Raw genomic sequence first — 11,709 nt, 5'->3', positions numbered from 1 at the left:
CAAAGGGGTACTCTTATAGTAAGAGTACCCCTTTTCCAATACATATAATGAAAGTAGGCTAGAAAATATGAGAATAGGATTGATCCAAAAACTTAAGGTACTTCGAAAAATTGATACTGGTTACGTACTAGAAGACGATGTACTACTGCATAATAATGAGCTAGACACTGAACTTGAACCAGAACAGGAAATTGAAGTTTTTCCCTATACTGATAAAAAAGGACAGGTCATCGCAACCACCAAGCTGCCTTCTGTACAAATGGACGAGTATGACTGGGCTGAAGTAGTTGAAGTCATGCCAGGTCTTGGCGTGTTTGTAAACATTGGTATCGCAAAAGAAATGCTTGTGTCTATCGATGACCTCCCATTGTTCGAAAGCGTTTGGCCGATAATCGGTGATATGCTTTACGTGACATTAGGAAAGGACCAAAAAGGACGCTTGCTGGCAATCCCAGCATCTGAGGGTGTCGTTGAGAGACAGTGGGATATAGCTCCAGATGACTTGTTAAACCAGGCAATCAGCGGACGTGTGTATCGAACTAGCAAGGAAGGTTCTGCTATTATTTCTGAAGATGGCTATCGTGGATTTATTCATCATACAGAACGAAAAGATGAACCCCGGCTCGGCGAATGGGTTGAAGGACGAGTAATCGATGTAAAAGAAGACGGAACGCTAAATGTTTCGCTTAGGCCGCTTAAGCAACATAGCATGGGTGAAGATGCTGACAACATTTTAATGCACCTTAAACAAAGTAATGGCGTCATTCCATTCAGCGATAAAAGTGACCCTGAAGATATTCAAGGAACATTTAATATTAGCAAAGCCGCCTTCAAACGCGCCCTAGGAAAACTAATGAAAGAACAAAAAATCGAACAACACGACGGCAAAACATTTTTGAAATAGATTTTGGGAGGTGCCTATTCGTATGGCGCCTGTCACCTCCCGAATTTTTTTGTCCGAATTTATCGAAAAATATTTATAACTAACTTTGCAGCCTAATCATGGCTGTTTTTTTATACTTAAGGATACATTACAGCCCTGTTTTAGTGTGGTAAAGTTTGAGCACCAACACTAAACGAGGTGCACACATGAAAAAAATTATAGGCTTTAGTTTAATCGGGCTTTTCCTATTTCTAATGACCGCATGCAGTGAAGACGAACCAGCGATGAATGACAAAACCAACAAAAGTAAGATAGAAGATACACAAGCAGCAACAGATGGAGATAAAGAGGTCAAAACAGAACAGCAAAATGAAGATGATAGCAATCAATCAGAAGAGCAAACAAATATCGATGATACAAACAAGGAAGAAACGAAAGAAAGTGAAGTTGCAACAGCTAAATTGACAGACGCTCCAGCAATTCTCCGCAAATCAAGTGAAGCAATGCAGAATATTGAAAGTTTATACATCGGTGGTACTACTGTTTCAGACGCAATTATCAATGATATCGAACGCATTGAAACGATCACTATTAATGCAGATCTGATGATCGGAGAGCAAAACACGCTCCACCAAACCGTTAAAATTGAAGCAAATGATGAGCCGGACAGTAATATGGAAATGTACCTTAATGAAGAAATGTATTACCTGAAAGAGAATGACAAATGGCTTTCAATGGAGCCGGAGTATGCGGTTAATAACCTATACAATACCGTATTTGATGAGCAATTAAGCTTTTATATCGACTTCGGTTCCCTTTTCCAGGTAATCGAAGAAGAAGATCATTACATCCTCAGCTATTCTGGCACTGATGAAGAATTTAAAGAAGTCGTTTTTGGCGCTGGTCAAAAAGTCTTGAATGATTTTTTCAGAGATTTCTATCATAATATGAAAGTTACTGGAACCTACGAATTGACCATTGATAAGCAAACATTTTATCTAACAAACTATTTCCTCGAATATGAAGCGACCACCTCTGGGGCAGCTGGTAAAGGGCATATCTATGAAAAAAGCGAATTTTTCTATAGTAACTTCAATGCTTACGTTGAGCTTATTGTACCGGAAGAAGTTCGAAAAGCAGCAGAACCTGTAAATTAATTTTATATACTTGAGGATACATTACAACAGCTTGTTTCGTATGCTAATGTTTGATAATAACCCTAAAAGAGGTGGCTTATGAGGAAATTAATTGCTTTATTATTTCTAATTAGTGTGTTGGCACTTGCCGCATGCGGCAGCGAAAATGCCGATCAAGATGAAACGGAAAAAGATGCTGTCGCAGAAGAAGAACCAACAAATGAAGAAACATCAGATACAAGTGATGAGAACACTGAAGAAAGTACAAAAGAAGAGGAACCTGAAGAAGCTGAAGAATCAAGCGAAAGCGGTAATCTTATTGGTTCTGATGCCAAGAAAATTTTTCAAAAATCAGCAGAAGCAATGCAGGAGGTGTCCAGTTATCTAGTAAAAGGAGAATTTACAGATGACAGTACTATTAATGGGCAAAGTGAAAAAGCAACAACTGAACTGACAATGGAAATTAGCTTAGCTGACCAATCCAATATGTATATGAAAGCATCGACAACAAGTAATACGAATTCCGGTGGAGTTGTCGAACTCTACAAAATAACAGACGGAATGTATGTAAATTCACCAGATCAAGATCAATGGATGAAGATGCCTGCTAGTTCAGACTATGGAAATCTGTTTACCACGTTGCAGGCTGACCAATTAACTGAATACGTCAATTTTAGTAATGCATTTGAAGTAACTGAAAATGGTAACCAGTTTATTTTAACATTCACAGGTACAGATGAGGAATATAAAACGACCGTATTGGGTGCTGGGATTGCAGCGCAGGAAGGCATTTTAAAAGAACATTATGATAATATGAATGTCAGTGGAACATATGAAATAAAAATCGATAAAGATTCATTTTATATGGTGGGCTACACATTAGAATACGAATCAACAACCTCAGGAGAAATAGGAGAAGTTGAAACGTATCATAATGCTAAATATACTATAAGCGAATTTAACGAGCACGATAATATCACGGTTCCTAAAGAAATCGCGGATTCCGCTGTATCGTTCAGCCAATGAAGTGAAAAATCGGCTTTGGGATGTTAAGTTATCCCAAAGCCGATTTTATTATTGCTTTGATGCTGTACTCAGGAATGCGTGCTTGTGTCAACTATTGATGTAACAGTAAATTGAATTGCTGAAGCGAACAAACATGCTATCCCCCATCCTCCAAGACCTAACCCAGTAATTTCAATTTTTCCAGCCATAGTTGCAATCATGAATAAGAGTAATCCTGTTGCGAACAACACAACCCCTGGCATATACATGATATACCTGTCTTGGGATGATACCTTACTCAGGATAATGTTTAAAATCATCAGTGCAACTGTTAGTACAAGTGCAATAATCACAGTGGTAACAAACATAATATCACCTCATCATTATTCTGCTATTATAATTCAGTCTATCTAGGAACTTTCATTAAGTCAATTAAGTTATCATATATTTCAGAATTATATTCATTTCATAATCCCAAAGAGATCATCCAATTTCTCATCAACATATGCATGACTGTCTTCAACACCCAAATTATAAAATACTGGACCAATCTCTTCCATAAAAAATTCCAGCATTAACATTGCAGCAAGGTCTCCTATTTCTTCATCACGCTCCTCCGAAAAATATCTTTTGATTGACTCCACAATTCCTGCTTTCTTCTCTTTTGTTAGTTCAAATTTTGGCTTCATGCAAAAAACCTCCGAATCATTTTAGAAAGATAGTATATCACATATTAACAGATAACTTTTACCTTCTTTAAAAAATTTGATATCTTTAAAGCGATCGATATGAAAGCGTATTTTACTTTCCTGGAACCCCATATACTTTGGAGTGCAAGCCTTAGCAGCGGAATGTTAAAGTACACTTAGCAGTAAGAAAGTATTTATAATTTCTTAACTGCTAAAAAAGGATTTCGCCGAAAAATGTCGAATACGATAATTATAACAAGGAGGTATACCATGCTGTCTTTTGAAAGTTATACATATGAACGACCTGACATGCAGCAGGAAAAGAAGACGTTCAACGCACTAATAGAAAATTTCATAAAAGCAAAATCAATTGATCAGCAAAATGAAGCTATCACGAAAATAAATGAATTCCGCAACCGGTTGTCAACACTCTCTAACCTAGTTTATATTCGTGCATCGATTGATACAAATGATGATTACTATCAGAAAGAACGGGATTTTTTCGACGAGATCGAACCAGAAATACAAGAACTGGACACGTTATTTTACAAAGAACTGGTAAAATCATCTTTTCGTGATGAACTGGAGAAAAAATGGGGCAAGCAATTATTTCAAATTGCTGACTACCAAATTAAGTCTTTTTCACCTGAAGTTATTAAACTGCTACAAAAAGAAAACAGGTTATCATCCCAGTACTCAAAACTGGTCGCTTCGGCCGAGGTTGAGTTTCAGGGAGAGACATATACATTGGCACAGCTTTCACCATTTACCGAAAGTAAGGACCGATTAGTTCGAAAAGAAGCTGTTGAAGCAAGTGCAGGTTTCTTTGCCGGGCATGCAAAGGAATTTGATGACATATACGACCAGCTTGTTAAAACACGGCATAAAATCGCAACAACATTAGGTTACAAAAATTTCGTCGAGCTTGGTTACGTAAGAATGCTGCGTATCGATTACAACGCTGATATGGTTGATATTTTTCGAAAACAAGTCCGCGAATCAATCGTTCCCCTTGCTACTAAACTTTACGAAAAACAAGCAGAGAGAATTGGTCTTAATTCACTCAAGTTTTATGATGAAAACTTCAGATTCCAAACAGGAAATGCAACACCAAAAGGGACACCCGAATGGATTATTGAAAACGGGAAAAAGATGTACGAAGAACTTTCACAGGAAACGAAAGAATTCTTCCAATATATGCTTGATCGAAACCTTATGGATCTTGAAGCAAAAAAAGGCAAAGAGGCTGGTGGGTACTGTACATTCATCGAAGATTATCAATCACCATTCATTTTCGCGAACTTTAACGGTACCTCAGGTGATGTCGATGTTTTAACACATGAAGCAGGACATGCATTTCAATTTTATTCCAGTCGTAACATAGGAATTCCAGAGTACTTAATGCCGACATATGAATCAGCAGAAATTCATTCGATGAGTATGGAATTCTTCACATGGCCATGGATGGAGCTATTTTTTAAGGAAGATACTGAAAAATATAAGTACGTTCACTTATCAGAAGGTTTACAGTTCCTCCCATATGGTGTTGCAGTTGATGAATTTCAGCATTTAGTTTATGAGAACCCAGATTGGACTCCAGATGAACGTAAACAAGCATGGAGAAAACTTGAAGAAATTTACCTGCCCCATCGCGACTATGATGGCAATGCTTATTTGGAAGCAGGGAGTTTCTGGCAGCGTCAAGGTCATATTTACGAAGCTCCATTTTATTATATCGACTACACTTTGGCTCAAATGTGCGCATTTCAATTCTGGAAACGATCACTAGATGAAAACGATAATGCCTGGAGCGACTATCTAAACTTATGTAAATTAGGTGGAACAAAATCGTTCCTGGGTCTTGTCGAAGCCGCTAATCTCCGCTCACCATTTGAAGAAGGAACCGTTGAATCGATCGTTGACTCAATTAAAAATTGGTTGTATTCAGTAGATGATAAATCATTGTAAACAAAAGCGAAATGCCTGCCCAGCACCGTAGTGAGTGTTCCAAAACTAATAAAGAGTAACTGTCAACATAAGCAGTTACTCTTTTTGCTTTCATTATGACTATATTCTTAGAGAACCTGGCATTTACCAATCATTTTGGTGATAGCAAAATTGCACTTATGCAGTATGAAAGGCTTCGGCGAGATCCCGCACTGCGTAGCACGAGGAAGCTTGCCAGCCGCTCTAAGGTGCGCGCTAGTGTATTTCCGAAGCGGTGCAATAGCACACTCAAGTATTTTTTCACTTGCAGTTAATATCAATTGCGAAAATTAAAAACTTACGAAAAGAGTATTCATTTTTAAGCAGCTAAATTCGATTCATTCGGTATTTTCTGTCCCCATACCCTGTTTAAAATGAAGGCCAATATAACTAGCGTGATAACACCTATAATAATAGAGAGAACTGCAGAACCTGATATACCCGCAACCAGGAATGAGACTATACCAGAAATTCCTGCTGTTATCGCATATGGGATCTGGGTATTTACGTGATCAATATGGTCACTTGCAGACCCTGCTGAAGACAAGATAGTAGTATCGGAAATCGGCGAACAATGATCACCAAAGATTCCGCCACTAAGTACTGCAGCAATTGCCAGGTACATTGATATGTCCATTGAATCAGCAATCGGCATTGCTATTGGAACCATGATAGCAAATGTTCCATACGAAGTGCCTGTTGTAAAAGCAACAATTGCACCAATAATGAACAGTAATACCGGGATTATCGCTGGCGAAGCAGTCTGTTCCGCAAAGTCAACAATATATGCTGCTGTTCCCAGTTCAGATGTTACACTTCCAATCGACCATGCCAATGTTAAAATAATATATACGAGCATCATACTCCTAAAACCACTTACATAAATAGACATAGCTTCTTTAAATGAAAACAGCTTTTGCTGCATGCCCATAACAAGAGCAACTATTCCAGCTGAAAAGGCAGCAATTAATATTGATTTCCCACCGTCAGCTTCACCAACTGCCGCAACAAAATCTTTTTCTGGAAACCCACCTGTCCATAAAAATAATGGTGGAATGAGACCAATAAGCACTACAATCGGAACAATCATATTTCGCATTTTAGGTGTATGACCTTCAGCAATTTCAACATCTTTCATTTGATCATCTGATGGGGGCTCGGCACCCTTACGAATGACTTCTCCAGTTGTACGTGCACGATATTCAGCTTTAGCCATTGGACCATAATCCCATTTCATAAAGACAATAATTGCAACAAGAGCCAATGCCAGGATTGAATAAAAGTTAAACGGTATCGTGAAAATATATGTCATATACTCTGATCCTGTCATACCAAGCTCCACAAACTGTGCACCAATAAGCCCCATAACAAAAACAACCCATGTCGATACAGGTGCTAATAGACACATTGGTGCAGAGGTAGAATCAACAATATATGCAAGTTTTTCTCTTGATACACGCATTTTATCCGTTACCGAGCGCATAACACTTCCAACCGTAAGTGCGTTAAAATAGTCTTCAAAGAAAATAATAATACCGAATAAGAAAGTTGAACTTTGTGCACCCCTTGGCGTTTTCACCTTTTTAGAGATTGCATGTGCTATAGCGTTAGCACCTCCTGTTTTTTGCAGGAATGCAATTAACACCCCAAATAGTCCACAATAAATTAAAACTGTTGCACTCCATTCGCTCCCCACGTTTGGTATGATAAAATCACCAAAACTTGCATACAATCCCATTAGTGGATTCCAATCATGCATCATCGTTGCACCCAGCCAGACACCAGCAAATAACGCAGGTATAACGTTCCGGGTTACTAACGCCAGCAAGATCGCAATAACTGGGGGCAATAACGATAGTATTCCAAACTCCATACTCTCATGCTCCTTTCAATTATTTATTTAAAGTACTACCTCCTAAAACATATTAATACTTATACATTAATATTTCTTTATTATACTAAAAAAGTCCTGCAAATTGATTTAAAAAAATTCAGATTACTTTTAAATACTTTTATACCAGGGCTAGTTTCTTTTATTTCACAAAACAAAACGAACCCACTAATGACAGGTTCGTTTCCATTTAACTTGTTCTTTAAATAGAACGATAAATGTAAAAAAAATTATTCTTCACCATGATCTTCCCGTAAAAACTCTCTAATTTCTTCAATTCTTAAACCCGCTGCCTTGGCCTCCTGCACTAACGCAACCCATTCCTCATCAAGCGCAATCATAAACTGATCATTCATTTAATTCCCCCCATGTAATCATGTTTATGTAAATTCAAATCTGGTTATATATTCCTATACCATACTCAAAAAGTGTATATTATAACCATACAAAAAAAAATTGAAATATGTAAGTATACCTAAGTATACTTATTAAATTTTAACGGTAGGTAAAAACTTGGCTTATCGACAAAACACTTGTCTTAGTTGCACTTAGTAAGAAAGGATTTATACTTTCTGGCTAAACAAAGCCACCCTAACTGACTTACAGTTAGGATGACTTCCCGCATCACTAATACAAACGCTACTTATTTGTATCAGACATGCTTGATTCAGCGATTTTGATCATTCGTTTAACCATTTCGCCGCCCACTGATCCGTTTTCGCGTGCAGTTGTGTCAGCACCAGTCTGAACACCAAACTCACTTGCAATTTCCTCTTTCATGCGATTCATTGCATTATCCGCACCAGGCACTAACAAATCATTACGATTATTGTTACCTGCCATAACTGAATCACTCCTCGTGGGTTTTTGAACAGTAATAAGACCTAACCTGTTCAGTGTTATTTTCTGATGACTACGTAATTTTACCCCTGTTAAATATTGCATTAGCCATAATTTATACACTTCTTTTATGAAATACGGTATAGTAAAGCACTCTAACCCTAGTGATGGAAGTTAAACATATTTACACACAATAATTCCAGCCTGTGTTAAAATACGATATATATTAAGAAAATATGGCTTATTGCATTGCCAAGCCTATATTAACTGCAAATAAATACACAAGGAGATCTATATGACATACAAGATATTATTTCTCGATATTGATGGTACTATCTTAAAACCAGATCACACGTATACTGAATCCACAAAAAATGCTATAGCGAAAGTTAAAGAACAGGGTGTTGAAGTGTTTCTCGCTACAGGTCGTCCGTTACATGAAATTGACGATTTAGCAAAAGAACTCGATATCCACTCCTACATCGGGTATAATGGTGCATTTGCAGTCTATCGTGATAAGACAGTTGTAAATGAACCAATGGATAAGAACACCGTAGAACAATTTTTGGATATAGCTAAAAAAAATGATCATGAACTGGTATTATACACAAGGGATACGAGTTACTACACGACACTAACACGGCCACTTGTCACCCATTTTATTGATACATTTCAAATGAAAAAAAGCGAGCTCTACAATGGGGAGCATAAAGATCAAATATTAGGTGCAACATTAATGAATTTATCCCCATCACAGCCTGCCCTATATGAATTGGGAGCTAATATTCATTTATCTCCAGTTCATGTACCTGGTGTCGAGCATTGCTATGATATTATTCGCAAAAACGTTAACAAAGGAATTGCTGTTGATAAGGTGCTTGATCTGCTGGATATTCCACGTGAACAAGCGATAGCTTTTGGCGATGGTATGAATGATAAAGAAATGCTTCAAGCTGTTGGAGAAGGTTTTGCAATGGGAAACGCTCCTAAAGAACTATTCCATTATGCCAAGGATAAAACAACCACTGTCTCAGATGATGGAATAGTTAATGGACTAAAAAAGTTAGGTTTAACCGTTTAAATGAAATGGCAGGATTGGTCTTCAACCCCAATCCTGCCATTATTTATGAGCAAACACGTCCAACCTGTCCATCCTCCAGCCGTACTTTGATTCCGTGTGGATGATAGCTCGAATTAGTCAAGAGATCCTTTACAACACCAGCTGTACGTACACCACTCCGCTGATCTTTTTTTAAAATAACTTCTACCTCTAACCCTGGATAAATATTCTTCCGATGCCTGCCATCAATTGTCATATAATTAGTCCTTTCCTTTTAAACTTCCTCCTAGAGTAGTTTATCAAAATAAGTCAAAAATATATACATACTAATCTTAAAGGTCTTTCCTTGCTTACCGGTCCTATGAGCTTGACTTCCAGAATGAAATACAAATAGAGGCTGACATTAGGCATTTGCGGAACCTTCTCCACCTTTTTCAATCATCGTTTGGTAAATATCATCCATTGACCAGGTTTTACCTTTTTCATCTTTATAAACAACATGTTCACGCTTGAAATGGACTGGTGAATCTAGCCCTGATGCGGCAGCAACCCTGAAAAGGCCCTTTCGCATTGTAATTACATAGTTGGCTGTACGATGTTTTTTTTCATTAATTACTAGGGCTTTTTGCATATCAGGGTCAGTAGTTGCCACCCCAACAGGACACATATTCGATGCACATTGTAGCGTTTGAATACAGCCAACAGTTATCATAAAGCCACGTGCAATATTCACAAGATCCGCCCCCATAGCAAGCGCTATTGCAACTTTGTCCGGTGAGATTAACTTTCCTGCAGCAATAATTTTTACAGTATTACGAACGCCATATTTTTTCAACGCGTTATCAACTAGAGGCAATGCAGATCTTATTGGTAAACCTACACTATCTGTTAGTTCTTGATAAGATGCACCCGTTCCCCCCTCACCACCATCTACTGTTATAAAATCTGGCCCTTTTCCCGTATCTCTAATTTGTTTTGCTAATTCATCTGCTTCAATGTGGCTTCCAATTACAATTTTCATTCCAACAGGGAGCCCTGTATGTTCTCTGATCCGATCAATGAAATTAAATAACGAGGGCATATCACTATATTCAGGAAATCGATTTGGACTGTCAATAGACTTGAATGGCTCAACCATACGAATTCTGGCAATTTCTTCATTAACTTTTTCAGCATCAACATGTCCACCACGTGTCTTAGCGCCTTGTGCCAGTTTTACTTCAAAAGCCTTTAATTCTGGAATCTTACTTTTCTCAAGTAACTCATCCCAATTGAAGTTGCCTTCACGGTCTCTTACACCAAACATACCGGGGCCAATTTGCATGATAAGGTCAACGCCACCTTTTAAATGGTAATCCGAAACCCCTCCTTCCCCGGTATTCATCCACGTACCTTTTGCCATACCCAAACCTTCAGAGAGTGCAGTAATTGCCCTTTCGCCTAATGAACCATAGCTCATTGCTGACATACCTATTTGACCTCTTACTTTAAATGGATATTTACATTGCCCACCTATAACAATCGTATCTTTTTCATCAAGCAGATACACGGAAGATTCATGTTCCTCTAACTTCTCCACTCTTTGTGCAAACATGGGTTCCTTAATCAGTAAGTAACGATTCGTTTTTGCTTTTGTTTTTTGATCCATTTTTAATTCCTTAGTGAGCTTTGGAAACATCGAATTCCGTATATAATACCCTTCTGCTTCAAAATCACGCTGTGATCCGAAGCCAAAAACGTCACGTTTATACTTTGCTTTTCTCACAATGTGCTGGAAATCATTACGTGAAAAGGGCTTTCCTTCATTATCATTATTGAAAAAATACTGCCGTAACTCAGGTCCTATACTCTCAAAAAAATACCGAGCTCTCCCCAATAAAGGATAGTTACGGAGAACCGGGTGCTGCTTTTGGGTCTGATCAACGTTATATAAATAAATACCTGTCACTACTACTATAATTAAAATAAGAATGACAACCACAAAGCCAATAATTGTCATGACATTTGCTATATTCATCCTACAATTCCACCTCTAATTAAGTGATTATAAAGTTAGGATGTATAGTAGTGACAAAAATTATCCAGATTAAACATTGAAAAACTTCGAAAATTTGGCTTTCGCAATACTATAATGGCGATAGCCTTAGTTGTATTTATGCAATAAGAAAGTAATTACTTTTTTAACTGAGTCAATTTCATAAATACTTATATTCATCATT

At 37.7% G+C, this 11,709-nt stretch carries 12 protein-coding genes; 5 read left to right on the top strand and 7 right to left on the bottom strand.

All coding sequences use genetic code 11. The annotated features are described in order from the left end of the window. Nucleotides 1-67 precede the first annotated feature (67 nt). The 3 genes from BMY13_RS04590 to BMY13_RS04580 all read left to right on the top strand — a co-directional run bounded on the left by BMY13_RS04590 (nt 68) and on the right by BMY13_RS04580 (nt 3,045). Nucleotides 68-904: a CvfB family protein gene (locus BMY13_RS04590; RefSeq protein ID WP_092491841.1), complete on the top strand. Its 837-nt coding sequence runs from the start codon at nt 68-70 to the stop codon at nt 902-904. 185 nt (nt 905-1,089) lie between these two features. Beyond that, a complete protein-coding gene (locus tag BMY13_RS04585; protein WP_092502878.1) occupies nt 1,090-2,040 on the top strand; it encodes a DUF6612 family protein in 951 nt (316 codons plus the stop codon). 78 nt (nt 2,041-2,118) lie between these two features. Next, entirely contained in the window at nt 2,119-3,045 is a 927-nt protein-coding gene (locus tag BMY13_RS04580; RefSeq protein ID WP_092502876.1) for a DUF6612 family protein, read from the top strand. Nucleotides 3,046-3,113: 68 nt separating this feature from the next. Here the strand turns inward: BMY13_RS04580 and BMY13_RS04575 are convergent, their stop codons facing one another. Beyond that, nucleotides 3,114-3,392 carry a hypothetical protein gene (locus BMY13_RS04575; RefSeq protein WP_092502874.1) on the bottom strand — a complete coding sequence of 93 codons (279 nt, stop codon included), beginning with the start codon at nt 3,390-3,392 and terminating at the stop codon, nt 3,114-3,116. Nucleotides 3,393-3,485: 93 nt separating this feature from the next. Next, nucleotides 3,486-3,713: a DUF2164 domain-containing protein gene (locus tag BMY13_RS04570; protein WP_092502872.1), complete on the bottom strand. Its 228-nt coding sequence runs from the start codon at nt 3,711-3,713 to the stop codon at nt 3,486-3,488. Nucleotides 3,714-3,983: 270 nt separating this feature from the next. Here BMY13_RS04570 and BMY13_RS04565 point away from each other — a divergent pair, with 270 nt between their 5' ends. Next, nucleotides 3,984-5,681 carry a M3 family oligoendopeptidase gene (locus BMY13_RS04565; protein WP_092502870.1) on the top strand — a complete coding sequence of 566 codons (1,698 nt, stop codon included), beginning with the start codon at nt 3,984-3,986 and terminating at the stop codon, nt 5,679-5,681. 337 nt (nt 5,682-6,018) lie between these two features. Here the strand turns inward: BMY13_RS04565 and BMY13_RS04560 are convergent, their stop codons facing one another. The 3 genes from BMY13_RS04560 to BMY13_RS04550 form a co-directional block, all read right to left on the bottom strand. Beyond that, entirely contained in the window at nt 6,019-7,572 is a 1,554-nt protein-coding gene (locus BMY13_RS04560) for a Na+/H+ antiporter NhaC family protein (protein ID WP_092502868.1), read from the bottom strand. A 248-nt stretch (nt 7,573-7,820) separates the two neighbouring features. Further along, complete coding sequence (locus BMY13_RS04555) at nt 7,821-7,946, bottom strand: anti-repressor SinI family protein (RefSeq protein WP_092502866.1); 126 nt, start codon at nt 7,944-7,946, stop codon at nt 7,821-7,823. Nucleotides 7,947-8,229: 283 nt separating this feature from the next. Next, nucleotides 8,230-8,433 carry an alpha/beta-type small acid-soluble spore protein gene (locus BMY13_RS04550; RefSeq protein ID WP_092491833.1) on the bottom strand — a complete coding sequence of 68 codons (204 nt, stop codon included), beginning with the start codon at nt 8,431-8,433 and terminating at the stop codon, nt 8,230-8,232. 292 nt (nt 8,434-8,725) lie between these two features. On the opposite strand from BMY13_RS04550, the gene BMY13_RS04545 reads away from it, so the two are divergent. Further along, a complete protein-coding gene (locus BMY13_RS04545; RefSeq protein WP_092491832.1) occupies nt 8,726-9,511 on the top strand; it encodes an HAD family hydrolase in 786 nt (261 codons plus the stop codon). Nucleotides 9,512-9,554: 43 nt separating this feature from the next. Here BMY13_RS04545 and BMY13_RS04540 read toward each other — a convergent pair whose 3' ends face one another. Both BMY13_RS04540 and BMY13_RS04535 read right to left on the bottom strand, forming a co-directional pair. Next, nucleotides 9,555-9,746, bottom strand: coding sequence for a YwbE family protein (locus tag BMY13_RS04540; RefSeq protein WP_092491831.1), 192 nt, complete (start codon nt 9,744-9,746; stop codon nt 9,555-9,557). 147 nt (nt 9,747-9,893) lie between these two features. Next, the gene (locus BMY13_RS04535) at nt 9,894-11,507 is read right to left on the bottom strand and encodes an FMN-binding glutamate synthase family protein (RefSeq protein WP_092502864.1); all 1,614 of its coding nucleotides are present in this window, start codon (nt 11,505-11,507) and stop codon (nt 9,894-9,896) included. Nucleotides 11,508-11,709: the final 202 nt, after the last annotated feature.

It is taken from the genome of Virgibacillus subterraneus (assembly GCF_900110695.1).
GTDB lineage: Bacteria > Bacillota > Bacilli > Bacillales > Amphibacillaceae > Lentibacillus > Lentibacillus subterraneus.
The sequence above is the reverse complement of the archived record's forward strand: the minus strand, read 5'-3'. Positions and strand labels throughout refer to the sequence as shown.

Excerpts from the sequence above, each read along its gene's own strand:
- BMY13_RS04560 (WP_092502868.1), bottom strand. The coding sequence starts at position 7,572 with ATGGAGTTTGGAATACTATCGTTATTGCCCCCAGTTATTGCGATCTTG.
- BMY13_RS04565 (WP_092502870.1), top strand. The coding sequence starts at position 3,984 with ATGCTGTCTTTTGAAAGTTATACATATGAACGACCTGACATGCAGCAG.
- BMY13_RS04550 (WP_092491833.1), bottom strand. The coding sequence starts at position 8,433 with ATGGCAGGTAACAATAATCGTAATGATTTGTTAGTGCCTGGTGCGGAT.
- BMY13_RS04590 (WP_092491841.1), top strand. The coding sequence starts at position 68 with ATGAGAATAGGATTGATCCAAAAACTTAAGGTACTTCGAAAAATTGAT.
- BMY13_RS04575 (WP_092502874.1), bottom strand. The coding sequence starts at position 3,392 with ATGTTTGTTACCACTGTGATTATTGCACTTGTACTAACAGTTGCACTG.
- BMY13_RS04540 (WP_092491831.1), bottom strand. The coding sequence starts at position 9,746 with ATGACAATTGATGGCAGGCATCGGAAGAATATTTATCCAGGGTTAGAG.
- BMY13_RS04570 (WP_092502872.1), bottom strand. The coding sequence starts at position 3,713 with ATGAAGCCAAAATTTGAACTAACAAAAGAGAAGAAAGCAGGAATTGTG.
- BMY13_RS04535 (WP_092502864.1), bottom strand. The coding sequence starts at position 11,507 with ATGAATATAGCAAATGTCATGACAATTATTGGCTTTGTGGTTGTCATT.
- BMY13_RS04555 (WP_092502866.1), bottom strand. The coding sequence starts at position 7,946 with ATGAATGATCAGTTTATGATTGCGCTTGATGAGGAATGGGTTGCGTTA.
- BMY13_RS04580 (WP_092502876.1), top strand. The coding sequence starts at position 2,119 with ATGAGGAAATTAATTGCTTTATTATTTCTAATTAGTGTGTTGGCACTT.
- BMY13_RS04585 (WP_092502878.1), top strand. The coding sequence starts at position 1,090 with ATGAAAAAAATTATAGGCTTTAGTTTAATCGGGCTTTTCCTATTTCTA.
- BMY13_RS04545 (WP_092491832.1), top strand. The coding sequence starts at position 8,726 with ATGACATACAAGATATTATTTCTCGATATTGATGGTACTATCTTAAAA.